25 protein-coding genes and 1 pseudogene are annotated in these 26,689 nt (G+C 68.0%); 6 read left to right on the forward strand and 20 right to left on the reverse strand.

The window, feature by feature from the left end; genetic code table 11:
• Positions 1 to 214: 214 nt before the first annotated feature.
• The 8 genes from G5B31_RS19205 to lysA all read right to left on the reverse strand — a co-directional run bounded on the left by G5B31_RS19205 (position 215) and on the right by lysA (position 9,313).
• Positions 215 to 1,780: a D-aminopeptidase gene (locus G5B31_RS19205; RefSeq protein ID WP_165019825.1), complete on the reverse strand. Its 1,566-nt coding sequence runs from the start codon at positions 1,778 to 1,780 to the stop codon at positions 215 to 217.
• 24 nt (positions 1,781 to 1,804) lie between these two features.
• Entirely contained in the window at positions 1,805 to 2,320 is a 516-nt protein-coding gene (locus G5B31_RS19210; protein WP_165019826.1) for a L,D-transpeptidase, read from the reverse strand.
• 9 nt (positions 2,321 to 2,329) lie between these two features.
• Positions 2,330 to 3,244, reverse strand: a complete 915-nt coding sequence (locus tag G5B31_RS19215; RefSeq protein ID WP_165019860.1) for an oligopeptide/dipeptide ABC transporter ATP-binding protein — start codon at positions 3,242 to 3,244, stop codon at positions 2,330 to 2,332.
• A gap of 101 nt (positions 3,245 to 3,345) precedes the next feature.
• Entirely contained in the window at positions 3,346 to 4,356 is a 1,011-nt protein-coding gene (locus tag G5B31_RS19220; RefSeq protein WP_165019827.1) for an ABC transporter ATP-binding protein, read from the reverse strand.
• A gap of 4 nt (positions 4,357 to 4,360) precedes the next feature.
• On the reverse strand, positions 4,361 to 5,254 hold the full coding sequence (locus G5B31_RS19225) for an ABC transporter permease (protein ID WP_165019828.1): 894 nt from the start codon (positions 5,252 to 5,254) through the stop codon (positions 4,361 to 4,363).
• Between the two features lies 1 nt (position 5,255).
• The gene (locus tag G5B31_RS19230; protein WP_165019829.1) at positions 5,256 to 6,191 is read right to left on the reverse strand and encodes an ABC transporter permease; all 936 of its coding nucleotides are present in this window, start codon (positions 6,189 to 6,191) and stop codon (positions 5,256 to 5,258) included.
• Positions 6,192 to 6,317: 126 nt separating this feature from the next.
• Entirely contained in the window at positions 6,318 to 7,907 is a 1,590-nt protein-coding gene (locus G5B31_RS19235; RefSeq protein WP_165019830.1) for an ABC transporter substrate-binding protein, read from the reverse strand.
• A gap of 95 nt (positions 7,908 to 8,002) precedes the next feature.
• Entirely contained in the window at positions 8,003 to 9,313 is a 1,311-nt protein-coding gene (gene lysA / locus G5B31_RS19240) for a diaminopimelate decarboxylase (RefSeq protein WP_165019831.1), read from the reverse strand.
• 120 nt (positions 9,314 to 9,433) lie between these two features.
• On the opposite strand from lysA, the gene G5B31_RS19245 reads away from it, so the two are divergent.
• Positions 9,434 to 10,354 carry a LysR family transcriptional regulator gene (locus G5B31_RS19245; protein WP_165019832.1) on the forward strand — a complete coding sequence of 307 codons (921 nt, stop codon included), beginning with the start codon at positions 9,434 to 9,436 and terminating at the stop codon, positions 10,352 to 10,354.
• Positions 10,355 to 10,443: 89 nt separating this feature from the next.
• Positions 10,444 to 10,746: a hypothetical protein gene (locus G5B31_RS19250; protein WP_165019833.1), complete on the forward strand. Its 303-nt coding sequence runs from the start codon at positions 10,444 to 10,446 to the stop codon at positions 10,744 to 10,746.
• An 81-nt stretch (positions 10,747 to 10,827) separates the two neighbouring features.
• On the opposite strand, the gene G5B31_RS19255 is transcribed toward G5B31_RS19250, so the two are convergent.
• Together G5B31_RS19255 and G5B31_RS19260 are read right to left on the reverse strand one after the other, a co-directional pair.
• Positions 10,828 to 11,028, reverse strand: a complete 201-nt coding sequence (locus G5B31_RS19255) for a helix-turn-helix domain-containing protein (RefSeq protein WP_165019834.1) — start codon at positions 11,026 to 11,028, stop codon at positions 10,828 to 10,830.
• 105 nt (positions 11,029 to 11,133) lie between these two features.
• Entirely contained in the window at positions 11,134 to 11,574 is a 441-nt protein-coding gene (locus G5B31_RS19260) for a type II toxin-antitoxin system VapC family toxin (RefSeq protein ID WP_165019835.1), read from the reverse strand.
• Positions 11,575 to 11,814: 240 nt separating this feature from the next.
• On the opposite strand from G5B31_RS19260, the gene G5B31_RS19265 reads away from it, so the two are divergent.
• Entirely contained in the window at positions 11,815 to 13,701 is a 1,887-nt protein-coding gene (locus G5B31_RS19265; RefSeq protein WP_205912030.1) for a cation-translocating P-type ATPase, read from the forward strand.
• 110 nt (positions 13,702 to 13,811) lie between these two features.
• Here the strand turns inward: G5B31_RS19265 and G5B31_RS21465 are convergent.
• From G5B31_RS21465 to G5B31_RS19310, 10 genes and pseudogenes are all read right to left on the reverse strand, one after another.
• Positions 13,812 to 13,913, reverse strand: a pseudogene (locus tag G5B31_RS21465) (hypothetical protein); the annotation flags it as partial.
• Positions 13,910 to 14,572, reverse strand: coding sequence for a transposase (locus tag G5B31_RS19270; protein WP_165019837.1), 663 nt, complete (start codon positions 14,570 to 14,572; stop codon positions 13,910 to 13,912). The pseudogene G5B31_RS21465 and the gene G5B31_RS19270, both read right to left, overlap by 4 nt.
• Before the next feature lie 24 nt (positions 14,573 to 14,596).
• Positions 14,597 to 15,337: a Ni/Fe-hydrogenase, b-type cytochrome subunit gene (cybH, locus tag G5B31_RS19275; protein WP_165019838.1), complete on the reverse strand. Its 741-nt coding sequence runs from the start codon at positions 15,335 to 15,337 to the stop codon at positions 14,597 to 14,599.
• 4 nt (positions 15,338 to 15,341) lie between these two features.
• Positions 15,342 to 15,914, reverse strand: a complete 573-nt coding sequence (locus G5B31_RS19280) for a HupE/UreJ family protein (RefSeq protein WP_165019839.1) — start codon at positions 15,912 to 15,914, stop codon at positions 15,342 to 15,344.
• Between the two features lie 10 nt (positions 15,915 to 15,924).
• Positions 15,925 to 17,724 carry a nickel-dependent hydrogenase large subunit gene (locus G5B31_RS19285; protein ID WP_165019840.1) on the reverse strand — a complete coding sequence of 600 codons (1,800 nt, stop codon included), beginning with the start codon at positions 17,722 to 17,724 and terminating at the stop codon, positions 15,925 to 15,927.
• A gap of 4 nt (positions 17,725 to 17,728) precedes the next feature.
• Positions 17,729 to 18,814: a hydrogenase small subunit gene (locus tag G5B31_RS19290; RefSeq protein ID WP_165019841.1), complete on the reverse strand. Its 1,086-nt coding sequence runs from the start codon at positions 18,812 to 18,814 to the stop codon at positions 17,729 to 17,731.
• 192 nt (positions 18,815 to 19,006) lie between these two features.
• On the reverse strand, positions 19,007 to 21,250 hold the full coding sequence (gene hypF / locus G5B31_RS19295; RefSeq protein ID WP_165019842.1) for a carbamoyltransferase HypF: 2,244 nt from the start codon (positions 21,248 to 21,250) through the stop codon (positions 19,007 to 19,009).
• A 57-nt stretch (positions 21,251 to 21,307) separates the two neighbouring features.
• The gene (locus tag G5B31_RS19300; RefSeq protein WP_165019843.1) at positions 21,308 to 22,720 is read right to left on the reverse strand and encodes a nickel-dependent hydrogenase large subunit; all 1,413 of its coding nucleotides are present in this window, start codon (positions 22,718 to 22,720) and stop codon (positions 21,308 to 21,310) included.
• Positions 22,717 to 23,703 carry a HupU protein gene (locus G5B31_RS19305; protein WP_165019844.1) on the reverse strand — a complete coding sequence of 329 codons (987 nt, stop codon included), beginning with the start codon at positions 23,701 to 23,703 and terminating at the stop codon, positions 22,717 to 22,719. The genes G5B31_RS19300 and G5B31_RS19305 overlap by 4 nt, the downstream gene beginning before the upstream one ends.
• Positions 23,700 to 25,031, reverse strand: coding sequence for a sensor histidine kinase (locus G5B31_RS19310; RefSeq protein ID WP_165019845.1), 1,332 nt, complete (start codon positions 25,029 to 25,031; stop codon positions 23,700 to 23,702). Before G5B31_RS19310 ends, G5B31_RS19305 begins: the two co-directional genes overlap by 4 nt.
• Positions 25,032 to 25,324: 293 nt before the next feature.
• Here G5B31_RS19310 and G5B31_RS19315 point away from each other — a divergent pair, with 293 nt between their 5' ends.
• The 3 genes from G5B31_RS19315 to G5B31_RS19325 are packed head-to-tail and all read left to right on the forward strand — an operon-like array spanning position 25,325 to position 26,686.
• Positions 25,325 to 25,933, forward strand: a complete 609-nt coding sequence (locus tag G5B31_RS19315; protein ID WP_346763938.1) for a HyaD/HybD family hydrogenase maturation endopeptidase — start codon at positions 25,325 to 25,327, stop codon at positions 25,931 to 25,933.
• Entirely contained in the window at positions 25,933 to 26,253 is a 321-nt protein-coding gene (locus tag G5B31_RS19320; protein WP_165019846.1) for a HypC/HybG/HupF family hydrogenase formation chaperone, read from the forward strand. The genes G5B31_RS19315 and G5B31_RS19320 overlap by 1 nt, the downstream gene beginning before the upstream one ends.
• Before the next feature lie 4 nt (positions 26,254 to 26,257).
• Positions 26,258 to 26,686, forward strand: coding sequence for a hydrogenase accessory protein (locus tag G5B31_RS19325; protein ID WP_165019847.1), 429 nt, complete (start codon positions 26,258 to 26,260; stop codon positions 26,684 to 26,686).
• Positions 26,687 to 26,689: the final 3 nt, after the last annotated feature.

Genomic DNA, 26,689 nt, shown 5'->3' on the forward strand with positions numbered 1-26,689 from the left:
GTAGCATCTTCATTTATGCGAGTCATGCCATCGCGCAGGCGAGCGATGCGAAGGCATGCCAGGACAGATCCACTGACCTTTCGTTTGGCAGGCCAAATTCGCCGGACGCATTGATCGCTTGGCTCCCAGAGCCCCATCGCCTTCGACCAAAAGGCCAAGGAAATGAACTGAACGCTTTCTCCCAATCGGGGCAAGCCCAAGTGACTTATCATTGTTACCCTGCGGACAAGGAATAGTCGATCTTGCGTGCGAGCCAGCAGCCGATGGTCAGCCCGATCACCCGTCCCCCTTCGTCGCGGCGGATGCGCAGGGTCCATTCCCCGGGCGGCGCGGAATCCATGGCGCGGCGGCTGGTGACCGACCAGAGATCTTCGGCCAGAGGATACATCCGCTCCATCGGGCCAACGCCCAGCATCCCCTCGAACCCGATGGAGGCGGCCCCGTCCCGTGCCTCGATGACCAGCGACGCACCGATCTCGTCGGAACGATAGCGCCCGGCGATCGGCGCGGCGTCGGCCCGATCCAGGGGTTGCACGCTGCGGGCCCGCACGGTCAGGTTTTCCGTTGCGCGCTCCATCACCAGAAGGTCCGCGTCGCGGCGGAGCGACAGGTCGGCGCCTCCGGCACGGCCCTCGGCGGTCTGGGGCAGAACCGTGGGCGAGACGGCGTAATCCAGGCGCACGCCGCCGGGCGCATCGCGGGTGCGCAGGAAAAGCGCGTTCTCCTCGTCATACCAGAGGCCGTCCCAGCCCTGGCCCGGACAGCCCGCCGCCGGGGTCTCCAGCCCGAGCGCGGCCGTCATCAGCCCCTCGGCCGCCCGCATGGCGCTGGCCTCGTGGTTGAAGATCACCACGACCGACAGCCGCTCGGCTGCGGCATGCAGCCGGTAGGAGCAGAAGCCCCGGACCCCGCCCCCATGGGCCGCGACCTCGACGCCCGCCGGCCGATAACGGCGCAGGCCATAGCCGTAGGAGGCCGGCTTTCCATCGGCGAACCGCACCGGCACCAAGAGACGTTTGTAAAGCGCGGCCGGATCATCGCGGCCGGCATCGATCCATGCCTCCCACGCCAGCATGTCGTCGAGCGAGGCGGAGACGCCGGAATCGCCGAACCAGGTGATCGCACTCTGGGCAGGCAGAAAGCCCACCTCGTCATTGCCCTCATAGCCGATCACGCCATCGACCCTTTCCGCCATATCGGCGGCGAGGCGGGCCGTCGGCATGGCGGCGGGGCCGAAGATGCGCTCTTGCAGCAGCGCCCCGAAATCGCGTCCGGTCGCCCGCTGGATCAACTCGGCGAGCAGGCGGAAATTGCCGTTGCTGTAGGAAAAATGCGCCCCCGGCGCGAAATGGCCGCTGCGGGCCTGCCCCAGCAGAGCGCGGCCATCGGCCTCGGTGAACCGCCCTTCCGGTGCGGCCCCCTGCAACACCGTCATCGCCCAGTAGTCGCGCAGGCCCGACTGGTTGTGACAAAGCTGCGCGACCGTCGGAAGCCGCCCGCGATAGTGCGGCAGCAGCTCGGGCAACAGCGGATCCAGCGCCTCGGGCCGGTCGAACAGGTCGAGCAGCAGGGCGCAGGTCATGTGCTTGGAGATCGAGCAGATCGGCATCCGCCGCGCGGAGGTCATCGGCAGCCGTGCCGCCGCATCGGCATAGCCCCAGGCGCGCCGGGCGATGACTCTTCCCCGATGCACCACGCCCGCGACCCCGGCCGGGCCGCGGAACCGGTCGGGAAGCAGCGCCAGCGCGCGCTCCAGCGCGGCAAGATTGATCTCTGCCACGGGCAGCCCCTCGTCGCTGGTTATTCAGTCCCCGTCCCGAAAGCACAGCCGCGTGCCGGGCCCGGCCACGGCCAGGAACTCCAGCAGATCGGCGCGGATCAGCGCGGCGCATCCGGCGGTCGGCCCATAGCCGGCGCTGGCCACATGCAGAAAGACCGCGCTGCCTGCGCCCGGAACCACCGGATCGTCGTTCTGGCCCAGAACGACGACGATGTCGTAAAGGTCGTCCTTGCGCCACATCTCTTCATGGCTGGCCGCGAAGGGCAACTTCACCGGGCGGTTGTAGTCGGGATGGTCGGGCGCATCGCACCAGCCGTCATCCTCGGCGATCACTTCGGTCGGAAACACCGAAACCGGCGCCGCGCCCAGCTTGTCGGCGCGGTAGAGCACGCGCCGGATCGGCCAGCAGCCGATGGGGCTGACGCCATCGCCCTCGATCCGTTTCACGGCGATGCCGCTGCGCCCCACCGCCGCGCGCCAGACCCTGTCGCCGTAGGCGGCCTGCCAGGCATCCCCCTGCCGGGTCACGATCAAGTCCATCCTGTCCTCTCAATCCTCCAGCGGGAAGTGGCAGGCGACCGCGCGGCCGCCAAGGGTTTGCAATCCCGGGTCCTCGACGCGGCAGATGTCGCGCGCAAAGGGACAGCGGGTATGGAACCGGCACCCCTTGGGCAGGTTCATCGGGCTGGGAATCTCGCCCCGCATCATCGGGCGATCCTCGCCGCGCTTGCGCGGATCGGGGCGCGGCACCGCCGACATCAGCAGCATCGTGTAGGGGTGCAGGGGCCGGGCAAACAGCTCTTCGGTCGTGCCCACCTCGACCAGACGGCCGAGGAACATCACGCCCACCCGGTCGGCGAACTGCCGCACGACGGCCAGATCATGGGTGATGAAGAAATAGGTCAGCTTCAGCTGGTCCTGAAGGTCGCTCAGCAGGTTCAGCACCTGCGCCTGAATGGACACATCCAGTGCCGAGACGGATTCGTCGCAAACCACGAAATCCGGCTTGTTGGCCAGCGCGCGTGCGATGCCGATCCTCTGCCGCTGCCCGCCCGAGAGCTGATGCGGATAGTTGCGCAGATACTGGCGGCGCAGGCCCACCATTTCGAGAAGCTCGGTGCAGCGGTCGCGGATTTCGGCGGGCGTGCCGTAGCCATGGCTGCGCAGCGGCTCGGCAAGGATTTCTCCGATCCGCATCCGGGGGTTCAGCGAGGCGAAGGGATCCTGGAACACGATCTGCAGGTTCTTGCGCAAGGCCCGCATCGGACCTTCGCCAAGGCCGGTCAGATCGGTGCCGCGATACCGGATCGTGCCCGAGGTCGGCTCTTGCAGGCGCAGCATGACGCGCCCCAGCGTGGTCTTGCCGCAGCCGGATTCGCCCACCAGCGCAAAGGTTTCGCGCGCGCGGATGTCGAGGGTCACGCCATCGATGGCGCGCACCACGCGGGGCGGGCCTGCGAACATGCCGCCGCCGACGCGGTAGTGTTTGGTCAGATCGCGGGTCGACAGAACGATCCGGTCGTCCTGCGCGGCTGTCCCGGTTTCGGGCTGAAGGACGGAGCCAGTCACCGCATCTCTCCTTCCGGCAGGGCCGCCCCGGCGGAATGCAGCCAGCAGCGCGCCGAATGGCCGACGCCGACGGGCAGCAGATCCGGCGGGCGCTGGCATTGCGGCATCGCATCGCTGCAGCGCGGGGCGAAACGGCAACCGGGCGGCAGTTTGGCAAGGTTCGGCACCATGCCGGGAATGCTCGGCATCCGACGCGCCGCCCGCGCCACGGTCGCACGCGGGATCGAGGCGAGAAGGCCGCGCGTATAGGGATGCGAGGGCCGCTCGAACAGGTCGAACACATCGGCCTGCTCGACCATCTGGCCCGCATACATCACGTTCACCTCGTCGCACATCTCGGCGATGATCCCCAGATCGTGGGTGATCATGATGATCGAGGTGCCGACCCGGTCGCGCAGGTCGCGCATCAGGCGCAGGATCTGCGCCTGGGTCGTCACGTCGAGCGCGGTCGTCGGCTCGTCGGCGATCAGAAGCTTCGGCTCGCAGATCAGGCCCATGGCAATCATCGCGCGCTGACGCAGCCCGCCCGACAACTGGTGCGGATAGGCGTCGAGGCGGGTCTTGGGCTCGGGGATGCCCACCAAATCGAACATGTCCAGCACCCGCTTGCGGATCGCGCTGCGGCCAAGGCCCTGATGGATCGCCAAAGGTTCACCCACCTGTTCCCAGACCTTGCGGACGGGGTTCAGGCTGGTCATCGGCTCCTGGAATACCATGGCGATGTCGCGGCCCCTGATGCGGCGCATCGCGGCCGGTTCAAGCTTCGAGATGTCCCGACCGTCAAGCAGGATGGAACTTGCGCTAACATTGCCCTGCGGCCGGGGCACCAGCCCCATCAGCGACAGCGCCGTCATGCTTTTGCCGGAGCCGGATTCCCCGACCAGCCCGACGATCTTGCCGCGTCCCACATCGAAGGAAACATCGTCCAGCACCCGCACGTCGCCCCGGTCGCCCGAAAACTCGGTGCGCAGCCCCCTGACGGAAAGGATCGGATCGTCGGCGCCCATCGGATCAATCCTTCATCGAGGGGTCGAGCGCATCGCGCAGCCCGTCGCCGATGAAGTTGAAGGCCATGACCGTCAACAGGATCGCGACGCCGGGCGCGATGGCGACCGCCGGAGCCTGGAACATGTATTCCTTGCCCTTGGCCACCAGGAGGCCCCAGCTCGCCTCGGGCGGCTGCACGCCGACGCCAAGGAAGCTGAGGCTGGATTCCCACATGATCGCCTCGGGGATCGACAGCGAGAACAGCACGATCAGCGTCGGCACCACATTCGGGAAGATATGCGAGAACATGATCACCGCGCGCGAGGTGCCGTTGGCGCGGGCGGCCTCGATGAATTCCTTTTCGCGCAGGGCGAGGGTCTGCGACCGCACGACCCGCGCGACCGAGGCCCAGCCGACAAGGGCCAGCGCCAGGAAGATGTTCAGCAGGTTCGCCCCCAGCGTATACATCACCACCATGGCGAGCAGCAGCGAGGGGAAGGCGATCATCATGTCGGCCAGCCGCATGACGACGAAATCGGTCTTGCCGCCCATATAGCCGCTGAGAATGCCCAGGACCGTGCCGATCAGCAGCGACACGAGGCTGGGGACGATGCCCACCACCAGCGAGATCCGCGCGCCGTAAAGGATACGGGTCAGCACATCGCGGCCGAAGTTGTCGGTGCCCAGCCAATAGGTCGCCGACATCGGCAAAAGCTGTTCGTCCAGTTCGACGCGGTAAGGGTCATGCGGGCTGATCCAGGGCGCAAACACCGCGCCAAGAACCAGCAGCACCACGAAAGCAAGCCCGACCATCGCCATCCGGTTGCGGCGAAAGGCGCGCATCGTGTCGCGCAGGAAGCTGGCTTCCTCGATGGTTTCGGGTTCAAGGATCGCAGCGGGATCGGCGGAAAGGGTCATCTTACGCGTCCTTCTTCATCTGCGAGCGGATGCGCGGATCGAGCACCGAATAAAGGATGTCGGCCACGAGGTTGCCGAGGATCACCAGCACGGTCGCAAACAGCACCGCGCCCTGCAGAAGCGGCATGTCGCGCGAGGAAATCGCATTGACGGTGATCCGGCCCACGCCGGGGATCGAGAAGATCGCCTCGGTGATCACCGCGCCGGACAGAAGGCCCGACACCTGGATCGCCATGATCGTCACCACCGGGATCAGCGCGTTCTTCAGCGCATGCCGGGTGATCACCCCGGTTTCCCGCAGGCCCTTGGCCCGGGCGGTGCGGATGTAGTCGTGCCGCATCACCTCCAGCAGGCTCGACCGCGTCAGCCGCGCGCTCACCCCGGCCGAGGACCAGCCCAGGACGATCGCCGGCAGGACCATGTATTCCCAGCCGTAGAAACCCGACACCGGCAGCAGTTTCAGCTGCATGGCAAAGACGTATTGCAGCAGCAGCGCCGACCAGAATACCGGCATCGACACGCCGAGCAGCGAAAAGCCCATGAAGAACCGGTCGAGCAGGCTGTCGCGCCGCACCGCCGACAGGATGCCGGCCGGAATGCCGATCACCCAGGACACCAGCGCCGCACAGACCGCCAGCATCAGCGTATTGGGGAATGCCTTCAGCAGCAGGTCGGTCACCGGCCGGTTCAGCTTGATCGAATTGCCCAGATCCCCCTGCAGGGCATTCCAGAGGAAGCTGAGATACCGCACGACCAGCGGGTCGTCGAGATGCATCTGCGCCCGCACCCGCTCGATCACTTCGGGGCTGGCATGTTCCTTCATCATCAGCGCGACCGGGTCGCCCGGAACCACGTTCAGCATGATGAACAGGATCAGCGTGATCCCGATCAGCACCGGAATCGACACAAGAATGCGCCGAAGCGCGAACATCAGCATCGGCAGACGGTCTTTCTGCTGCGCCCGCAAAAGGTGCGGGGAAAGGCGTGGCGGAAGGCGCCCGTTGCGGCCGGGCGGCGGAACCGGGCCGGGGCGAACCTTGCGTCCGCCCCGGACCCGAAGGTCTTATTCGACCTCGACGTTGAAGTAGTTCATGTCGCTCCAGCCGTTCCACGGAACGACGAAGTTCTTCACCCGCGGCTGCACGACATAGCTGTGATCCAGGCTGAACAGCGGAACCCATGCCGCATCCTCGCCGACGATGCGGGCCGTCAGATCCTGATAGAGCTTGCACCGCTCTTCCTGGTCCACCATCCCGCGCGCCTTTTCGATGCCGGCAAAGACCTCGGGATCGTCGTTGTTGTAGCCGCGCGTCTTGGAGCCGGATTCCGAGAAGAACGTGTAGAAAAAGTTGTCGGGATCGTTGAAGTCGGCCGACCAGACCTGGGTATAGGCTTCGGCCTCGCCGGCCTTGCGGGCATCGAGGAAGGCGGCCTCGTCGGTGGTGACGATATTGGCCTTGAACCCGGCCTCGGCCACTTGCGCCTGGATGATCTGGTTCATGTCGGACCATTTCGTCGACCAGCTCGACACCTGTTGCAGGTTGATCTCGACGCCGTCCGGATAGCCGGCCTCGGCCAGCAGTTCCCTGGCCTTCGCGGGGTTGTATTCGATCGGCTCCGCCGGAGCATAGCAGGTCAGGCCGCGCGGGATCACCCCGTCCTCCAGCTTGCCCTTGCCGTAGAAGTTCTTGTCCAGAATGGTCTGACGGTCGATGGCGATCTGGAAAGCCTTGCGCACACGCACGTCGTCGAACGGCTTTTTCAGCTGGTTGATGTTGTAATAATAGATCCCCACGCGCGGGCCGGACCGAATCTGGTCCTTCCACTGGTCGCTGCCGTAGAAATAGGGCGTCTGGGTCGGGGCGTAGTCGAGGTCGAGGACGTCTATCTCGTCGGATTCGAACAGCATCCGCAGGGTTTCGGAATCCGACACCACGCGCACCAGCAGCCGGTCAAGCTTCGGGCGGCCGCGCCAGTAATCCTCGTTGGCCTCCAGCATCTGGCTGTCGTTCAGCGTGTAGTCGCGCAGGATGAAGGGGCCGGTGCCGTTGGTGGTCTCGGGCGTCAGGCCGAACTGGTCGCCCGCCGCCTCGGTGAAAGCACGGTTGTAAATCGAGGCGCCCGGGGCCGCCAACAGCGCCAGAAAGGCCGCATAGGGCTGGGCCAGCGTGATCTGGACGGTGTGGTCATCCAGCGCCTTCAGACCCGACACGCTGTCTGCCGTGCCATCGAGGCGATCCTCGGCACCGGCGATGAATGTCAGGATGTCGGTGTTCAGCGCCTTGGTGGCCGGGTTCAGCATCCGGTCGAAGGTGTAGACCACGTCGTCGGCCGTCAGCACCGCACCGTCGTGGAACTTCACGCCCTGACGCAGGTGGAAGGTATAGGTCAGCCCGTCCTCGGACACGTCCCACGTTTCCGCCAGCCCCGGAACCAGGGCGGATTCACCGGGACCCGTCGTCTCGGATTCGACCAGCCGGTCGAAGATGTTCAGCGGCAGGGTATAGGCATCCGTCGTCATCTGGCCGTCGGCCGTTTTCGGATCCTCGCTGTAGGACACGCGCAGCATGTTCTCGGCCAGCGCCGGGGACATCAGCATCAGGCTGGCAAGGCCGGAGGCCAGCAGCAGTTTCACCGTGGTCTTGCTTGTCATTTCCGTTCCTCGCTGTCGGTTTGCCGCTGTCGCGGCATCAGGCGACTTCATTGAAAAGAGCGGAGCCTGTCGCACGGCTGCGCCCCCGCGCGCACTCACCCGGCCCGTTGCCACGGACCGCCCTGTTCCAGCTTCAGCAGATCGCGGATGCCCGCCCGGTGGCGGATGATCCTGAACTGCCCCTCCTCGATCAGCACCTCGGGGATCAGGTCCCGCGAGTTGTAGGTCGATGACATCGCGGCCCCGTATGCCCCGGCGTCGCCGAAGGCCAGCAGGTCGCCGCGGATGATCTGGCCGAGGTCGTCATAGACCCCGAAATCATCGGAGCTCTCGCAGATTGGGCCGACGAGGCGGCCGGGGCGCGAGCCTGTCCCCAACCGCGGCGGATGCAACGTGCGGATGGGATGGCGCGCGTCGTAAAGCGCGGGCCGCATCAGATCGTTCATCGCGGCATCGACGACCACGACATCGGCATCTTCCCCCGGCTTGCAATACAGGACCTCGGTCACCATCACCCCGGCACGGGCGCAAAGCCAGCGCCCCGGCTCGACATTCAGCGCCAGATCGAGGCCGCCGACAGTTTGGGCAATGATCGCGGCATATCCGGCCAGGTCGGGGCCTGCCCCGCCATCGGCCCCGATGCCGAGCCCGCCGCCCAGATCCAGACGGTCGACCCGCAGACCTGCGGCCCGAAGGCGGCGCACCAGGTCGGCCAGCACGCTCCACGCCTGCCGGAAAGGTTCCAGATCGAGGATCTGCGAGCCGATATGCACGGCCAGCCCGACCATCCGCAGCTCCGGCGGGGCGTCGGCATAAAGCGCCGGGATCTGGTCGGACGGGATGCCGAACTTGCTGTCCTTGCGGCCGGTGGTGATCTTGGCATGAGTATGCGCATCAACATCGGGATTGACGCGCAGGGCCACGGGGGCCTGCACGCCCAGTTCCCGCGCGACCTCCGCCACCATCTCCAGTTCGGCCGGGCTTTCGACGTTGATCTGGTGGGCCCCCACCTCCAGCGCGGCCCGAATCTCGGCCCTGGTCTTGCCGACCCCGGAGAAGATGATCCGTCCGGCGGGGCAACCGGCAGCCAGCGCGCGCCGCATCTCTCCGCCCGAAACGATGTCCATTCCGCATCCCAGCCGCGCCAGTTCGGCCAGCACATGGATGTTGCTGCACGCCTTGACCGCAAAGCAGACCGCCACCCCCAGCGGCCCGACCGCCGCCGTAAGCGCGGCGTGCCGCGCCCGCAGGGCAGGCGCAGAATAGGCGTAGAACGGCGTTCCGACCGCCGAGGCGATGCCCTCCAGCGGCACCCCATGGGCACAGAGCTTGCCGCCCTCACGGTCAAGCCAGCGCTCGGCATCCTCATGGATTCGGGGGCGCGCGAGCGATTTGGCGGCGGTCATGACAACCTCAGGCTAACGGTGGCTGCCCCGACTATCCCGAAAGCCGACATTCACATGAAATACTTCATGGGCGTCTTTCATTCATTTCTGATATATCTCCCCGCATCGGGAGGTCCGGACATGAAGCTGAACCAGCGCCAGATCGACGTGTTCAATGCGGTCATGGTGAACAAGAGCATCACCGCCGCCGCCGCCAAGCTCGGGAGTTCCCAGCCCACCCTCAGCCGCGAGATACGGGAGATCGAGAATCGGCTGGGCTTCGATCTTTTCCTGCGCTTCGGCAAGCGGCTGACACCCACCGAACAGGCGATTCTGCTGCATGAGGTGGTGCTGCGCTCTTTCGTCGGACTCGACGAGATCGGCCGCGCGGCCTCGGCGATCCGCACCCATAATGCCGCGAATTTCAGAATCGCGAGCATTCCCGCCTATGCGGAATCGGTCATCCCGCGGGTCATCCAGCGTTTTCTGAAAGGCCGGCACGCACTGCATTTCTCGATCCATTCGCATGAGGAACCCTCGCTGCGGCACGAGATGACGACGCAGGTGTTCGACCTCGTTCTGGCCGAGAACCTGTTTGAACGCGACAGCGCCACCGGCACGACGGTATGCGCGGGCGATATGGTCTGCGTTCTGCCCCAGGGCCATCCGCTCGCCTCGCGCGCCGAACTGGCCCCTGCCGACTTCGCCGGCCAGCCCTTCATCTACTTCAGCCAGAACGACCCCTATCGCCACAAGCTCGATGTCGTGTTCCACGAGGCGGCGGTGGCGCGAGACTATGCCGCCGAGACCACGACGGCAGCCAGCGTCTGCGCCATGGTCGCGGCAGGCGTCGGCATCTCGGTGATAAACCCGCTGACGGCGGCCAGCCACACCGGCGGGCCGGTGGTCTTTCGGCGCCTGTCCGTGCCGGTGCCGTATGAATTGTCCCTGTGGCACCCGGCGCGCAGCAACCGTCTCGCACAGATCAAACGCTTCATCACCTTCCTTGAGGAAGAGGCGGCCGGAATGGCGGACGAACTCGACCAGCACCTGCGCCCCTGAGTGTCCTGTCCCTCAAGGACCTCGCCGACAAGACCCGGCGCGGCTGGATCGAGGTCGGCAAATCCGACGACGACAATGCCTATGGCACGATGTGGTCAGCCTCCGTTGATCTGGGAGAGGTCGGCTGGCTGATCGTTGCAATCCCCGATTTCTCGCCCCCGAGCCATGGTTGGATCATCTTTACCGGCTGGATCGCGATGATCCTCGCCGGGTCGAGCCTCGTCTCGCTCTACGCCGCACGAAGGCTCAGCCGTCCTCTCGAACTGATGATAGAGCCCGCGCTGTTCAAGGAATTCTGCGACGCGTTCACCAGAGCCCGGAATTCGGCGGACAAGGCCGCGGACCTCCGTGGTTCAGAGTTCAGCCTGCTGCGCCCTGCCCCTCGGCGATAGCCGAACCAACGAGGTCGACCGACATAAACAGGCGCATTCGATAATTGGGCAGCTCGCCAATACTGCGGCGGCAGGCGGCGGCTATCCTCCCTCCTGCCGCGGAGCGCCTTCGGCTTTGGTTTCGATGTCGGACATCTGCGGCAGCAGTCGATAAAGGTTCCGCTCGCTGATGCCGAGGATACGAGCCATCTCCCGCCGGTTGCCCCGCGTTTGGTCGAGCAGGTAGCGCAGATAGGCCGCGCGCAGGTGGTCGAGACTGGGTGGGGTCTCGAAGCGCAGCACGACCTCGCCGCTGCGCGACTTTCCGCATTTGACGCCCCCCGTTTTCGGACCGGCAGCCGGGTCGTTCCGGCCGCCTCCGACAGAGGGATTTCTATCTTTTCGTCATCAATTCAATTGTTTAAGTCTGGCTCCAAAAGGGCCGGGCCTGCCAAACTGGCAGGCGGCAAGGAGGTGGCACGGAAAGATCCAGAAAAGCCGGGCCTGCGAGACCAGCGGACAGGCCATCTCGATGGCGGTAGCCGCGATCATGCGGTCGAATGGATCCGGATGATGCCATTCCATCGACCCGGACAGCATCGCCATCCGCGCGGTATATGGGGCGATGCGGAATCCCAGGGTCGAGCACAGGCTGTCGAGGCTGCCCGCATGGGGCAGCATCTCGTCCCATTTACCCTTCCGCGGCTTGATCGTGATCTCATGGAGGGCGCAGGGCGGGACGTGGATCGTCGTGCCGCTCTCCAGCAGGCTTCGCACCCCGGCAGGAACGAGGGCGCGACCGGCGACCAGGCCAGCACATGCGTGTCGACGACGGCATGGCTCAAGCATCCCACTCCGCGAGGTCTTCCGCGCTCATGGGTTCGAGGAAGTCCGGAACCGAGCCCGGACTCACGACGCCCTTCAGAATGCCCAGGCGCACGCCTGTCCGGGCGACGGGCACAAGCCGCGCGGCGGGCTGCGGGAGAAAATTCGATGGCTTCCCCCCGGCTTCAGTCTGGTGTCAGGATGATGCGCTATCCGCCTTCCCAGCCACTGCCGTTCGGCACAGCCAGGACCGAAACCTTGACCATGACCCTTTCGCCCGACCGTGAGGTAGTGTTGACCGCGTTGACGCTGGCCGGGCTGGCGCTGGCCGCAGCTGCGGCCTTCATGGCGCCCGGCCCCTGGGGGCCTGCCGGCCTGATGCTGGTCTATCTGGCCGGCGGCCTGCCCGCCGCCGGGCGCGCGCTGGCCGCGCTCTGGCGCGATCATGTGCTGGACATCGACCTGTTGATGGTGATCGCCGCCCTGGCCGCCGCGGGGGTGGGCGCGGCGCTGGAAGGGGCGGTGCTGCTGACGCTGTTCAGCCTCTCGACCACGCTGGAACACCGCGCCATGACCCGCGCCCGCCGCGCGGTCGAGGCGCTGATGGCGCTGCGCCCCGATACCGCGCTGCGACAGGCGCCCGACGGCTCGGTCGCCGAGGTTGCGGCCGCCGATCTGCGCCCCGGCGACATCGTGGTGCTGCGGCCAGGCGCGCGGGTGCCGGCGGATGGCACGCTGCTGGACGGCGACGGCGCGCTGGACGAAGCGACGATCACCGGCGAATCGATGCCGGTCCACAAGCACCCCGGCGCCAAGGTGTTCGAGGCCACGGTGAACCTGAACGCCGTGCTGCGCGTCACCGTCTCGCGCCCCGTGGCCGACAGCACGGTTGCGCGCATGATCGCGCTGGTGACCGAGGCGCAGGCCGCCCGCGCCCCGTCCGAGCGGTTCAGCGAATGGTTCGGCCAGCGCTATACCGTGGCCGTGCTGGCCGGCGCGGTGCTGGCCTTCGGCCTGTTCCTCTGGCTCGGCTGGGGGCGGGAGGAGGCGCTTTACCGTGCGGCGGTGCTGCTGGTCGCGGCCAGCCCCTGCGCCGTGGTGATCTCGGTCCCCGCCGCGATCCTGTCGGCGCTGGCGGCGGCGGCGCGGGGCGGCGTGCTGTTCAAGGGCGGCGCGGCACTGGAGACGCTGGCAGAGGTCGAGACCTTCGCCTTCGACAAGACCGGCACCCTGACCACGGGCCGGGTGGAGGTGACGGGCATCGCGGCGCTGATCCCGGAAGACGGGTTCATGGCCCTGCTCGCCGGGCTGGAGGCGCAGGCCGAGCATCCGCTGGCCGAGGCGATCCGCCGCCATGCTGAGGCGCGCGGCATCGCCGCCGCGCCGGTCAAGGGTCTGGAGACGGCGCCGAGCGAGGGCATAAGGGGCCGCGACCGAGACAGCGCCGAGGTCTGGGCCGGCAATCCCCGCATGGCGGCCCGGATGGGCGCGCCGATCGACGCCCCGGCCCTGCGCGCACTGGCCGAAACCGCCGAGACGGTGATCTACCTCGGGCGCGGCGACCGGGTGCTGGGCGCGGTGACGGTGGCCGACCGGCCGCGCGAAACCTCGGCAACCGCACTGGCGGCGCTGCGCGCGGATGGCGTGGCGCGGCTGGTGATGATGACCGGCGACCGCCGCCCGGTGGGGCTGCGCATCGGTGCCGGGCTGGGCTTCGCGCCGCAAGACATCCACGCCGATCTGCTGCCCGGGGACAAGATGGCGCTGGTGGGCGAGTTGGCGCAGGACGGCCGCGTCGCGTTCGTCGGCGACGGGGTGAACGACGCCGCGGCGCTGGCGCGGTCGGATGTCGGCATCGCCATGGGCGTCGCCGGCAGCGAGGTGGCCTTGCAGGCCGCCGATGTGGCGCTGATGTCCGACGACATGGAACGGCTGGCGGCCGCCCGCCGCCTGGCCCGCCGCACAAGGCGGGTGATCCGGCAGAACCTGGGCTTCGCGCTGGCGGCGATGGCGGTGCTGGTGGCGTCGAGCCTGTTTCTGTCGCTGCCCCTGCCGCTCGCCGTGCTGGGGCACGAGGGCGGCACGGTGCTGGTGGTGCTGAACGGCCTGCGCCTCCTCGCCGACCCGATCCGCCGCAACGCGAGGGGCTGAGCGGTCAACCGCGCGGCAAGAACATCGCGCGAACCCCTCGGCCTCGCCGGGATGGGCGAGGCCAACTCCAGCCGCCCCCGCGCCGCCCGCGCGATGCTGTCGGCGATGGCGAGGCCGAGGCCCGAACCGGGCGCCGAGGCCCCGGCGCGCTCGAACCGCCGGGTCAGCCGCGCCAGTTGATCGGGCGCAACCGCCGGGCCCCGGTTGGTCACCGCAAGCCGCCCGCCCGACCGCAGCGAGACCTCGGACCGGGGTATCGGGAATGCGCGACGGCGCGCGGTCCGGCAGGTCGGCCTTCAGCCACGCCGCCGCCCTCGCGCGAGAAATCGTCGAGCGTCATCGGCCGCAGCCGGGCGCGGGTCAGACACAGCACCCAAAGCCCGCCGAGCGGCAGCAGCGCAGCCACCGGCAAGGCCAGCGCCTGCAACGTATGCCACAGCGTTTCGCGCCGATGCGCCAGTGGTTCGGCCACCGCGAGGTCGCGCCGCAGGCTGGGCGGCCGGCTCATGCCCCTGCCCGGCCGAGGCGATAACTCGCGGCAGGCTTCGGCATCGTAGGGAATGGGCACTTTGCCGGATCTGGTCGAGGGGATGACGGCTTCGGTTTTGGTCGCGGCCAGCCGGTCGCGCAGGCAGTTCGCGTCATGGCCCTTGTCGGCCAGCAGGCGGGCAGGCGCGGGACATCTGTCCAGGAGTGCGGGAGCTTCCGAGATGTCGGCATGGTTGCCGGGGCTGAGTGCAAAGGCGATTGCCCGCCCGCAACCCTCTGTCAGGGCGTGGATTTTGGTGATTGTCCCCCACGCGAGCGCCTGATGGCCTGAATTTTCGCCCCCCTTTTCCGCCGTGTGCCGAACAGAGAGAACGCATATCATCAATAGGATGGTTGGGTCTGGAGCCTAATCCTCCTTGTCGTCCTTGAAAACCCGTGTGCCCGAGATCATCGTCGAGACGATGGACTGCCGGCTCATGATGTCCTCGCGGATGGCCACGTAGATGTGGACGATCATGAAGATCACGATCCACCACATGCCCAGATGGTGCAAGGTGTGCAGCCGCTGGCTGTTCCATACGAGGCCAAGAACCCAGCCGAACAGGTCATGCGTCAGGCTGCCCTCCTGCGCGCCCTCGGCATAAAGCGCCAGTCCGGTGACGATCATGAAGCTGACGCCCAGGGTGATGAAGAAGAACATCGCCAGTTGCGCCAAGGGGTTGTGGCCGACGTATTTCTTCGGCTCCCTGGCGAGGAACAGATACCAGCTGATCTCGAACCAGACTTCGCGCCAGTAATCCACCCGCCAGAACGGCACGTAGAAAAGCTGCCGCGCGTGGTGGTTGCCGACGAAGGCCCAGTAGATGCGGCCCAGGAAGCCGATGGTCAGCACCATGCCCGCGGCGAAATGGGCAAAGCGGATGTAGCCGAAGACGAACTGCTCCACCGCCTCGCCGATCTGCATCGAGGGGGGCGGCGAGCCGATGAAATAGCCAGTCAGGCACAGGATCAGGATCGCGGCGGCATTGACCCAGTGCCAGATGCGGACCGGGGCCTCGTAGACATAGACCGCGGTCTGGCGGCGGACCGTGCCCAGATCCTCGGGTGCCGCGTCATCGGCCGGGATGTTGGTGGTGGGGCTTGCCATGGCGTCACCCCGCCATCAGCCAGAGGCCGGAAAGCGCGATCCCGGCGCCGAGCGCCCGTTGCGCAGCCGGCTGCGCGGCGACGGCGCGGGCGATGCCGACCCCCGCCAGATGCAGCGCGGCGGTCGAGATCAGGAACCCCGCCAGATAGGCAAGCGCATTGCCCGAGGCCTCGGTCGCATGGGCATGGCCATGGGCCGAGGCGAAGGCTGCGATTGCGGCAAGCGAGGCAAGCGTCACCCCGGCCCTCTGACCCCGGCGCGAGACCAGCGTCAGGAGGCCGAACACCACGACCGAGCCGACAATCGCCGTCTCGACCATCGGATAGCCGATGCCCGCCCAAGAAAGGCCCGCGCCGGCAGCCATGGCCGCGATGAAGGCCGCCGCCCCCGCCCAGAACCGCCGGGGCAGCACGAAGCCCGACCACAGACCCACCGCCAGCATCGCCAGCAGGTGGTCCGGCCCGAGGACGGGATGCCCGAGTCCGTGAAGAAAGCCGTTGGCCTCGCCCGCGCCGGTATGGGCCAGCGCAGGGCCGGCGACCACGGCGACGATGGCGGCAGTTGCTAGTTTCTTCATGTCCCTCTCCTCAGCGAACCTTGACCCGCGCCAGTTCTTGGCCGTCGGGCGACATGACATGGGTGGAACAGGCAAGGCATGGATCGAAGCTGTGGATCGTGCGCAGGATCTCGACCGGCTCTTCGGGCCGCTCGACCTTCGTCTCCATCAGGCTGGCCTCGAAGGCGCCGATATTGCCCGCCAGATCGCGGGGGCTGCCGTTCCATGTGGTCGGAACCACGCATTGGTAGTTCTCGATCCGGCCGTCCCTGATCCTGATCCAGTGCCCGAGGGCACCGCGCGGCGCCTCGGTCGCGCCGACGCCCTTGGCCTCCTTCGGCCAGGTCGAAGGGTCCCATTTCGCCACATTCGCAGTGCTTTCGTCGCCCGCCTTGATGTTGGCCACCAGCTTGTCGAAGAAGTGCTTTTGCAGCCGCCCGCAATATTCGCTTTCCAGCGCCCGCGCGGCCGTCCGCCCCAGCGTCGAGAACACCGCCGTCAGCGGCAGGCCCATGTCGCGCAGAAGGCCGTCGACCTGGTTCTTGATGTCCTCATGCCCCTTGGCATAGCCCACGACATAGCGGGCAAGCGGGCCGACCTCCATCGCATGGCCCTTCCAGCGCGGCGCCTTGATCCAGGAGTATTTCCCGCCCTCGTCCAGCTGCTCGATATTGGTGCGGCTGCCCTTGGCATTGGGGCCAAGCTCGTATTTCGGGGCCGTTTCGCCGTCCCAGGGGTGCAGGCCCTTGCCCGGCTGGGCGCCCGCATATTCATACCAGGAATGGTCGACATGCTCCTGGATCTGCTCGGGGTCGCGCTGGTCGACGTCATGCACCTCGTTCAGGTTGCCGTTGATGATCGCGCCGCGCGGCAGGTGCAGCTGATCGGGACTGAAATCGTTCGGATGCTCGGGGATGTCGCCATAGGCCAGCACCGACTTGCCCGACAGCCCGCCACCGTAGAGCCAGTTCCTGTAGAAGCCGCCGATCGCCTTCACATCCGGCAGATAGACGTTGCGGTTGAACTCGATGCACTTGTCGATGATCGAGCTGACCAGGTTCAGCCGCTCCATGTTGATCGCGCCCACGGCGCCGGTGGAATGCACGTTGATCGGACAGGGCACGCCGCCGACCAGCCAGTTCGGATGCGGGTTCTTGCCGCCGAAGATCGTGTGGATCTTCACGATCTCCTTCTGCAGGTCCAGCGCTTCCAGGTAATGCGTCGTCGCCATCAGGTCGGCCTCGGGCGGCAGCAGGTAGGCCGGATTGTCCCAGTAGCCGTTCTTGAAGATGCCCAACTGCCCGCTTTCGACAAAGGCCTTCAGCCGGTTCTGCACGTCGCGGAAATAGCCGGGCGACGACAGCGGATGCGAGGGCGAGACCGCCTGCTGCAACTCGCTCGTCGCCTTCGGATCGGCCTTCAGCGCATTCACGGGGTTCACCCAGTCCAGCGCGTGCAGGTGGTAGAAATGCACGACATGGTCGTGGATCTGCAGGTTCAGCTGCATGATGTTGCGGATCGAGTTGGCGTTGTCAGGAATGGCGATTCCCAGCGCATCCTCGACCGCGCGCACGGATGTCAGCGCATGGGTCCCGGTGCAGACCCCGCAGATCCGCTCGGTGAAGGCCCAGGCGTCGCGCGGGTCGCGGCCCTTCAGGATTACCTCCAGCCCCCGCCACATGGTGCCGGTCGAAACCGCGTTGGTGATGACGTTCTGGTCGTTGACATTCACCTCGCAGCGCATGTGGCCCTCGATCCGGCAGACCGGATCGACCACCACGCGCTGGCCGGTGGTGTCGAGGGTGAAGCCGTTCGGCGTCGTCGCTCCCATGGTCTCAGCCCTCCGCTTTCTCTTGGGTCTTCTTCTGGGCGCGCTTCAGGGCGCTGATCGCGGCATGAACCGCCACCGCGCCGCCGACCACCCCCGCCGCCGCCATGCCGACCTGATCGGCATTCGCCTCGATGCCGAACTGCTTGATGTTGGTCAGCCGGTCGTAGAAGCTGCCCTGATCCCAGAACCCGTCCTCGGAACAACCGATGCAGCCGTGACCCGACTGGATCGGGAAGCTGGTGCCCTCGTTCCAGCGCACGGTGGAACAGGCGTTGTAGGTGGTCGGCCCCTTGCAGCCCATCTTGTAGAGGCAATAGCCCTTGCGCGCGTTCTCGTCGTCCCAGTGTTCGACGAACTGGCCCGCGTCGAAATGCGGCCGGCGATAGCATTTGTCGTGGATGCGCTGGCCGTAGAACATCGCCGGCCGGCCCTGACGGTCAAGCTCGGGCAGGCGGTCGAAGGTCAGCATGTAGGTGATGACGCCGGTCATCACCTCGGCGATCGGCGGGCAGCCCGGCACCTTGATGATCGGCTTGTCGGTGATGACCTTGTGCACGGGCGTGGCCCGCGTCGGGTTGGGTGCCGCGGCCTGCACGCAGCCGTAGGAGGCGCAGGCGCCCCAGCTGATCACCGCCTTGGCATGTTGGGCGGCATGTTTCAACTGTTCGACGAAGGGCTTGCCGCCGACGATGCAGAACATCCCGTCCTCGTTCAGCGGCGGGTTGCCCTCGACGGCGAGGATGTAGTTGCCCTTGTATTTCTGGATCGTTTCCTCCAGCGCCGCCTCGGCCGCATGGCCCGCCGCCGCCATCAGCGTGTGGCTGTAGTCGAGGCTGATCATCGACAGCACCACGTCCTTGGCCAGGGGATGCGCGCCCCGGATGAAACTCTCCGAACAGCAGGTGCATTCCAGTCCGTTGACCCAGATCACCGGGGTGCGGGGCTTGGTCTCCATCGCATGGGCAATCTTCGGCACGAAGGCCGGCCCAAGGCCAAGGGCGCTGGCCGTCAGGGCGCAGTATTTCATGAAACTGCGCCGGGTGATCCCCTGCCTGCGCATCACCTCGTAGAAGGTTTCGATCTGGCTCAATGCTGGCCCTCCCCGTTTCCCCGGCACGCCTGCGCGCACCGCTCCGAGGGTCAGGAAATCAGGGCACGGGGGGCGAGACAAAGAAAACCATGCGATGGCATACCGAAAGCCTTTTCCAGTCCTTTCAAATCCTTACAAGGACATGCCATAAAGCGGGCCGGTCGCCCGCTGACCGCCTGAGCGCCGTTCTGGTTAGGTGCTTTCCGCCGCCGTGACCGCGCGCGCCGCCGCGACCACAGCCTGCCCCAGCGCCAGCCCGCCGTCATTGGCGGGCGTGGTGCGGTGGACCAGCACGGGCAGGCCCTGCAACTCTTCCAGCATCAGCCGATGCAGAAGCGCGTTCTGGAAACAGCCGCCGGAGAGTGCGACGGCCCGCGCCTCGCCGATATCGACCCATGCCCGTGCCGCATCGGCGAAAGCCGCGGCAACGAAGCGGTGGAAGCGCAGCGCGATATCCTCGGGCCGCTGCCCCGACGCGATGTCCCGCGCAAGGGCTTGGAACATCGGCGCAGGGTCGATCTCCTCCCCGTCGGTCGCATAGGGATATTCGCCCGGATCGCTGGACGCTCCCGCCAGCGCCTCCAGCCGCATTGCGGCCTCGCCCTCATGGCTCTGGCCGTCGGGGCAGATCCCCAGCACCGCCGCAACGGCATCGAACAGCCGCCCGACGCTGGAGGACAGCGGCGCATTGATCCCCTGCGCCACCGCCTGCCGCAGCAGGGCCACCGGCTTTCCGACGAAAAGCCGATCCGCCCAATCGCCAAGCCCCGCCTGATCCAGCCGCGCCAGCCCATTGCGCCATGGCTCGCGCGCGGCGCGGTCGCCGCCGATCAGCGGCGCGGGTTTCAGCCGGACGCGGCGCTCCGCCCCGTGATAGCCGCCCACCAGCAACTCGCCCCCCCAGATTGTGCCGTCCGGGCCAAGCCCGGTGCCGTCGAGGATGATCCCCGCCACGGGACCGCCGTCCAGCGGCCAGCGGTTCTCGGCCAGGCAGGCGGCGAGATGGGCGTGGTGGTGAAAGACCTCGGCCACAGGCAGGCCCATCGCCCTGCCCGCCTGCGTGGCGCGATAGCCCGGATGGGCATCCACCGCCACCACTTCGGGCCGGTGGTCGAACAACGCGGTGTAATCCGCCACCGCCTTGCCGAATTCCGCGGCGCAAAGCGCGTCGTCCAGATCGCCCAGATGGTGGCCCAGCAGCGCCTGCCCGTTCTTCACAAGGCAGATCGCCCCCTTCATCTGGCCGCCCAGCGCCAGCACCTGCGGCGCGCCCTCGAAGCCCGGCGGCAGGGGCAGCGCCCCCGGCACCCGCCCCCGCGCGCGGCGCAGGATCATCGGCGGGCTGGCGCGCTCCACGCTGTCGTCCAGCCGCCGGGCGATGTCGCGGTCGTGGCACAAGAGGGCATCGGCGAAGGCCGACAGCTTCTCCCGCGCCTCGCCGTTGCCGGTCACCTGCGGCTCGCCCGACAGGTTGCCGCTGGTCATCACCAGCACCCCGCCGAAAGCATCCAGCAACAGGTGGTGCAGCGGCGTATAGGGCAGCATGACCCCCAGTTGCGCCATGCCCGGGGCAACCCCTTCGGGCAGGACCCCGCGCGAGGGCACCAGAACGACCGGCGCGGCAGGATCGCGCAAAAGGGCAAGGTCGGCCTCGGCCAGGACCGCCACCGCCTGCAAGGTCGCCTCATGGCCCATCAGGGCGAAGGGCTTGGCCGGGCGCCGCTTGCGGGCGCGCAAGCGGCCCAGCGCCGCCGGATCGGAGGCATCGCAGGCCAGATGGAAGCCGCCCAGCCCCTTGACCGCCACCACCCGGCCCTGCCGCAGCAGATCCGCCGCCGCAAGGATGGGGTCGCCCGGCACCTCCCGCCCCTCCACCTCAAGCCAGAGGCGCGGCCCGCAGGCCGGGCAGGCCACCGGCTGGGCGTGGAAGCGGCGGTCGGCGGGATCGGCATATTCCCCGGCGCAATCGGAGCAGAGGGGAAACCCGGCCATGGTGGTGCGGGCGCGGTCGTAGGGCAGGCCCCTGAGGATGGTGAAGCGCGGCCCGCAATGGGTGCAGTTGGTGAAGGCATAGCCTGCGCGCCGCCCGGGCGCGCGGATTTCCGCCGCGCAGTCCGGGCAGGTCGCCGCATCGGGCGTCACCCGCGTCTCGGCCCCCGCCCCGCGCGAGGGCGCGATCTCGAACCCCTCGGGCAGGCTGCCCGCGAAGGCGGACAGTTCCACCGCGTCGACCCGTGCCAGCTTCGGCGCCCGGGCCGGGATGGCGGCGGCGAAGTCCCCGACACGCGCTCCCGCCGCCTCGATTAGCACGCCCTCGGGGTCGTTCAGCACCCGGCCGCGCAGGCCGAACTCCTGCGCAAGCTGCCAGATGAAGGGGCGGAACCCCACGCCCTGCACCTGCCCCCTTACCCTGATCGAAACGGCCCCGCCCTTCATCTTGGTCCAAATACTCCGGGGGGTCCGGGGGGCTGGCCCCCCGGACCGCGTTTGCCTTCAATGCACCGTGCAGACCATGCAGGGATCGAAGCTGCGCACCACATGCTGCACCGCCAGCGCCCCCGGCCCCTCGATCTCCAGCCCCTCCAGCGCCGCCTCCAGCGGGCCGGGCACGCCGCCTGCGTCGCGCGGGCTGAAGTTCCAGGTCGTCGGCGCGATGATCTGGTAGCCCGCGATCCTGCCGCCCTCGATGCGCAGCCAATGGCCCAGCGCGCCGCGCGCCGCCTCGACCAGCCCGGCGCCGCGCCCCTCGCGCGGCAGGGCGCCCTTGGCCATGAAGGCCGCCCCGGGCTCGATCCCGGCGACCAGCCGCTCCATCACCGCCTGGCTGCGGGCAAGCTCCAGCATCCGCCCGGCCACCCGCGCCAGAACGCCGCCGCCCGCCATGGCCCGCGCCAGCGGATGGCCGTCCACCACCTGCCGGGCCAGCGCCCCCACCTCATGACCCCGGCCGCCCAGCCGGGGAGCCTTGCACCAGCTGTAGCCGGGCGGCGCCATCGCCTCGTCGGGTTCGGTCACCCCGTCCCAGGGGTGGCGCGTGCCCCCTTTCATCCAGGCATGGGAGAGGTCCTCGGCAATGTCCTGCGGGTCGAAGTCCCGCAGCCCGCCGTCCCAGGCACCACGGGCGAAGACCGGCCTCTCGTCCAGCGGATAGGCCCCGTAGGAGAGATAGCGCCCCGAGCCCCGGCCCAAAGCTTCGAGGCCAAGGTCGGCGGCGATTTCCAGGAACAGCCCCAGATCGCCCCGCCCCCAGCGCATCAGCGCCTCGGGCGTCTCGATGGCGGCGAAGTCTTCCAGCGGGCCGCCGAACAGCACCCCTTCCAGATAGCGGCGAAAGGCACGCAGGGTCGCCGTCAGCCGGGCCTTTTCCCGCGGCCCCGGCGCGCGGGTGACGCCGCCGGGCTGGATCGCCAGCGTATGCGGCCATTTGCCCGCCAGAAGGCCCATGACATGCAAAAGCTCGGCCCGCGCCTGCACCGCCGCCCGCTGGGCGCCGCCCTCCATCGCGGTGAAGCGGTCGACCGCGCGGGTATGCCAGGGGCGCCCGGCATAATGCGGGCGGGCGAAATCGGGCATGAAGAACAGGTGGAAATGGGTCAGGTGATCGGCCACGTTCTCGGCCGCGTGGATCAGCGCCGCCATGGCCGCGCCCTGCGGCGCGGGCGACAGCCCCATCGCCGCGGCCAGCGCCCGCGCCGCCGCCGCCGACTGGCTGATCGAGCAGATGCCGCAGATGCGCGGGGTGATGACCAGCGCATCGCGCGGATCACGACCCATCAGCATCTGCTCGAAACCGCGGAACAGCGGCGCATTGACCTCGGCCCGGACGATCCGGCCCGCATCCAGCGTCAGCGCGACCTCCAGATCGCCCTCCACCCGGTTGAAGGGCCCCAGCACCAGCCGGGTCATTTCGGCCGCCTCAGCGTCGGCGGCACCACCACCCGGTCGGCCCGGGCGTTGCGGCCGATGCGGTCCGGCGTCGCGGCCTTGGACAGCGAAGCCAGCGCCATGAACCAGGCCTTCGGCATGTCGGTCGGCAGGCCGACGGGAATGCCCGCCACCTTGGGCGTTTCCTGAAAGGCATGGGCCGGATCCTCGAAGCGCGGCGCGGTGCAGTTGATGCAGGGATAGCCGCCCCGCGTGCAGGAGCCTTCGCCGTTCCATGGCCTGATGTTGCAATCGCCCACCGCCTGCGTGCCGATGCAGCCCAGGTTCTCCATCATGCAGCCGATTTCCGACAGTTCGCGCGCGCTGGCCTTGTATTCGTAGAACTCGTTCTTCGGGCAGCCGTGATGGACCAGATGGTCGACATAGAACCGCGGCCGGGCGTAGCCGTCCAGCGCCACCGCCTCGCCCGCGGCCAGAAGCATCAGCGTCTCGGTCACCCAGCCCGGATGCGTCGGGCAGCCGGCGATGTTGACGACCGCCCCGCCGCCACCCGCCCGCCAGCCGGGGCCGAGAAGGCCGCCCGAAAGCCCGCCGTCGTATTGCAGCCCCACCGCATCCGAGGGGTTCCCCCCCGCCGCCGTCGGCCCGCCGAAGGCCGCGCAGGAGCCGACCGCCAGCACATGGTCCGCGCGCGGGGCCAGCCGCTCGACCCAATGCATCATGCTTTTCCCGGTGCCCGCAAGCATCTGGAACCGCCCGGTGCCCGCCGGGCCGCGGGCGATGGCGCCCTCGACGCACAGGATGTCCAGCGCCTGACGGCCCTCGGCGATGTCCTCCAGCAAGGCCAGCACTTCGGCCCCGGTCTCGGCCGAGAGCGCGGGATGCCACAGGAGGCGGATGCCGGCATCCTCAAGCATCTCGAACAGGCCCGGGCTTTCGGCGCAGAGCAGCGACATGGTGCAGCCGCCGCAGCCCGCGGCCTGAAGCCAGAGCAAGGTCTTCATGCCACCCCCCCGGCCAAGGGCAGGTCAAGCCGGAAGGCCGCGCCCTCATCCGCCTCGATCAGGGCGAGGCTGCCGCCATGTTCCTCGGCGATCTTGTGGCTGATCGACAGGCCGAGGCCGGTGCCGCGGCCCACGGGCTTGGTGGTGAAGAACGGATCGAAGATCGAGGCCCGCACCGCCTCGGGCACGCCGGGGCCGTTGTCGGCGACTACCAGCACCGCCCGGTCCCCCTCGGCCCCCAGCGAAAGGCGGATGCGGCCGTCCGCGCGGTCCTCCAGCGCATCGGCCGAGTTCTGGATCAGGTTCATCACCACCTGCTGGATATGGCCCCGCCGGCCCAGAACCTCGACCCGCCGCAGGCTGGACAGATCCAGCGTCACCGGCTGCTTCATGCCGCGCATCACCCATTGGCCCGCCGTGCGCGCCGTTTCGGCCAGATCGAAGGCCACCTTCTCACCCGCGCCGTCCGACGACAGCCGCCGCAGGTCCTCGACGATGTCGCGCACCCGCTCGGCCCCGTCCCGCGCGCCGTTGATCGCCTCGCGCAGGTTCGCCACCTCGCGATCGAGCCGCAGTTCCTGCCGCAGCGCGATCAGCTCTTCCCGGCTGGCCCCGGCCTGCACCTTGGCGAAATAGGTCTCGAACTTGCCGGCATAGCGTTCCAGCGCGTGGGTGTTGGCATAGACGAAACTGATCGGATTGTTCAATTCATGCGCCACCCCGGCCAGAAGGCGGCCCAGCGAGGCCAGCTTCTCGTTCCTGACCAGAAAGGCTTGCGCCGTCTTCAGCGCGTCGTGGCTTTCGGAAAGCCCGGCATAGGCCTTGCGCAGCGCGCCCAGCGGACGCCCGGTCAGCACATAGCCGTCGACCCGTCCCCTTTCGTCCAGCCGCGGCGCGGCGGAAAGCTCCAGCGGCTCCATCCCCTCGGCCGTCAGCAGGTCGCATTCCAGGCTGGCGCTGCGCCGCTGCTCGCGCACACCCTGCAGCAGCGCGGCAAGCACCGGGCGCTGCGCTTCTGCGAAAAGCTCGACAAGGCCCGCGTTCACCACCTGCGCCTCGGGACGGCCGGTCAGGGTAAGGACCGAGCGGCTGACCTGTTCCACCTGCCCGGTCCGCCCCGCGACGATCAGCACGTCCGAGACCGAGGACAGGATCGCGGTCAGGAAGGTCCGCATCTCCTGCAACTCGGCGTTCTGGCGCTCCAGCCGTTCCTGATAGTCCACCAGATCGGCATAGGTGCGGTCCATGGCCGACAGCACTTCGACCCAGGCCTCATCGCTGAAGAGGGTCGGGCGGGCCGGATCAGGGGACGGGTGGGGCAGGCTCATGCCCCCGATCCTAGGCCCGCGGCACGGCCCGGCAAAGCGAAAATCACGGCGGCGAAAGGTGTTAGGCGGGCAATATGGAAGTTTGATTTCCCATTTTTCGGCAATCTGGATATTCTCTTTCCGGTTTTCAGCGCATATCCTTCTCGCCAAGCCCGGATTTCCGCCGCAAGCTCAAGCCCTTGTCCGAAAATCCCGGCATCGGAAATTTGCCGGTCACCCGACCCGGAAAAGCATGCTTTCACTTGAGGGGAGGGGTGCAAACCATTCGACCAGCCACCAGGGAGGGGAAGCCGGTGTCGAGACGAATCCTGATCCTCGGGATCGGCAACGTCCTGTGGGCGGACGAAGGCTTCGGCGTGCGCTGCGTCGAGGCGATGGCGGAAACCCATGCCCTGCCCGGGAACGTCCGCCTGCTGGACGGCGGCACGCAGGGGCTTTACCTGCTGCCGTTCCTGGAAGAGGCCGATGCGCTGCTGGTCTTCGACGCCATCGACTACGGCCTGCCCCCCGGCACGATGAAGCTGGTGCGCGACGGCGAGGTGCCGGCCTTCATGGGCGCCAGGAAGATGAGCCTGCACCAGACCGGCTTTCAGGACGTGATCGCCACCGCGGCGCTGATGGGCTTCCGCCCGCCCGAGATGGCGTTGATCGGCTGCCAGCCGGTCGAGCTGGAAGATTACGGCGGCGGCCTGCGCCCGCTGGTGGCCGCCCGCATCCCCGAGGCGCTGGCCATGGCGCGCGAGGTGCTGGCGGGCTGGGGCGTCGCCACCGCTCCGGGCCGCACCGAAAGCCCGCTTCTGGCCGATCCCGCGATCCGCCGCACCGCCTACGAGACCGGCCGCCCCTCGGAAGACGAGGCCTGCCGGACCGGCGACGCCCGGTTCTTTCCGGGGACGGTCTGATGTGCGTCGGCATCCCCATGCGGCTGGTGTCGGTGAACGGCATCGCGGGCCATGCGCTGGACGGCGACCTGCCCGCCACCGTGGACCTGTCGCTTCTGCCCGAGGCGCGGCCCGGCGACTGGGTGCTGAGCTTCCTCGGCACCGGCCATGCGCTGCTGCCCGAGGACGAGGCGCTGAAGATCCGCGCCGCCCTGCAGGGGCTGGCCTCGCTGATGCAGGGCGGGCCGCTGGGCGATGCCTTCGCCGATCTGGAAAGCCACCCGCCCGCGCTTCCCCCCCATCTTCAGGCCGCGCTGGACGCGGGCCGCAGCACAGGGTGACCCGATGCACGACCACTCCCCCCACGACCTGCCCCACGACGCGCCGCCCTCCGGCGCCCCGCATCCGCTGATCGCCCGGCTGGAGGCCGAGTTCGGCTATCCCCGCCTTGCCTCAGCCCATGACGTGGCGGAGTTCCTTGCCCGCCCCGGCCAGCACTGCCTGTTCATCCCCGGCGATCCGCGCCGCAATCTGGAAACCGCCGATGCGGCGGTGATCCTGCCCGAGCTGCGGCTGGCCTTCCAGAACGCCTTCGACTGCGCGGTGATCGACGACGCCATCGAGGCGGCCTTGCGCGAACGCCATCGCGCGCTGAAGACGCCGGGCCTGCTGTTCTTCCGCGGCCCCGACTTCCTCGGCGCGATCGAGAAGGTCCGCGACTGGTCCGACTATCTGGGCCGCGTCGGCCATATCCTGTCCCTAGAAGCCGCCTGAGGT

The sequence above is a fragment of the Rhodobacter sp. SGA-6-6 genome (genome assembly GCF_011043545.1).
Lineage (GTDB): Bacteria > Pseudomonadota > Alphaproteobacteria > Rhodobacterales > Rhodobacteraceae > Pseudogemmobacter.

Excerpts from the sequence above, each read along its gene's own strand:
- G5B31_RS19230 (WP_165019829.1), bottom strand. The coding sequence starts at position 6,191 with ATGCTGATGTTCGCGCTTCGGCGCATTCTTGTGTCGATTCCGGTGCTG.
- G5B31_RS19245 (WP_165019832.1), top strand. The coding sequence starts at position 9,434 with ATGAAGCTGAACCAGCGCCAGATCGACGTGTTCAATGCGGTCATGGTG.
- G5B31_RS19215 (WP_165019860.1), bottom strand. The coding sequence starts at position 3,244 with ATGTTCGCAGGCCCGCCCCGCGTGGTGCGCGCCATCGATGGCGTGACC.
- G5B31_RS19265 (WP_205912030.1), top strand. The coding sequence starts at position 11,815 with ATGACCCTTTCGCCCGACCGTGAGGTAGTGTTGACCGCGTTGACGCTG.
- G5B31_RS19280 (WP_165019839.1), bottom strand. The coding sequence starts at position 15,914 with ATGAAGAAACTAGCAACTGCCGCCATCGTCGCCGTGGTCGCCGGCCCT.
- G5B31_RS19270 (WP_165019837.1), bottom strand. The coding sequence starts at position 14,572 with ATGATATGCGTTCTCTCTGTTCGGCACACGGCGGAAAAGGGGGGCGAA.
- G5B31_RS19220 (WP_165019827.1), bottom strand. The coding sequence starts at position 4,356 with ATGGGCGCCGACGATCCGATCCTTTCCGTCAGGGGGCTGCGCACCGAG.
- G5B31_RS19305 (WP_165019844.1), bottom strand. The coding sequence starts at position 23,703 with ATGAAGACCTTGCTCTGGCTTCAGGCCGCGGGCTGCGGCGGCTGCACC.
- G5B31_RS19300 (WP_165019843.1), bottom strand. The coding sequence starts at position 22,720 with ATGACCCGGCTGGTGCTGGGGCCCTTCAACCGGGTGGAGGGCGATCTG.
- G5B31_RS19325 (WP_165019847.1), top strand. The coding sequence starts at position 26,258 with ATGCACGACCACTCCCCCCACGACCTGCCCCACGACGCGCCGCCCTCC.
- G5B31_RS19285 (WP_165019840.1), bottom strand. The coding sequence starts at position 17,724 with ATGGGAGCGACGACGCCGAACGGCTTCACCCTCGACACCACCGGCCAG.
- G5B31_RS19320 (WP_165019846.1), top strand. The coding sequence starts at position 25,933 with ATGTGCGTCGGCATCCCCATGCGGCTGGTGTCGGTGAACGGCATCGCG.
- lysA (WP_165019831.1), bottom strand. The coding sequence starts at position 9,313 with ATGACCGCCGCCAAATCGCTCGCGCGCCCCCGAATCCATGAGGATGCC.
- G5B31_RS19210 (WP_165019826.1), bottom strand. The coding sequence starts at position 2,320 with ATGGACTTGATCGTGACCCGGCAGGGGGATGCCTGGCAGGCCGCCTAC.
- G5B31_RS19310 (WP_165019845.1), bottom strand. The coding sequence starts at position 25,031 with ATGAGCCTGCCCCACCCGTCCCCTGATCCGGCCCGCCCGACCCTCTTC.
- G5B31_RS19235 (WP_165019830.1), bottom strand. The coding sequence starts at position 7,907 with ATGACAAGCAAGACCACGGTGAAACTGCTGCTGGCCTCCGGCCTTGCC.
- hypF (WP_165019842.1), bottom strand. The coding sequence starts at position 21,250 with ATGAAGGGCGGGGCCGTTTCGATCAGGGTAAGGGGGCAGGTGCAGGGC.
- cybH (WP_165019838.1), bottom strand. The coding sequence starts at position 15,337 with ATGGCAAGCCCCACCACCAACATCCCGGCCGATGACGCGGCACCCGAG.
- G5B31_RS19225 (WP_165019828.1), bottom strand. The coding sequence starts at position 5,254 with ATGACCCTTTCCGCCGATCCCGCTGCGATCCTTGAACCCGAAACCATC.
- G5B31_RS19260 (WP_165019835.1), bottom strand. The coding sequence starts at position 11,574 with ATGCTTGAGCCATGCCGTCGTCGACACGCATGTGCTGGCCTGGTCGCC.
- G5B31_RS19250 (WP_165019833.1), top strand. The coding sequence starts at position 10,444 with ATGTGGTCAGCCTCCGTTGATCTGGGAGAGGTCGGCTGGCTGATCGTT.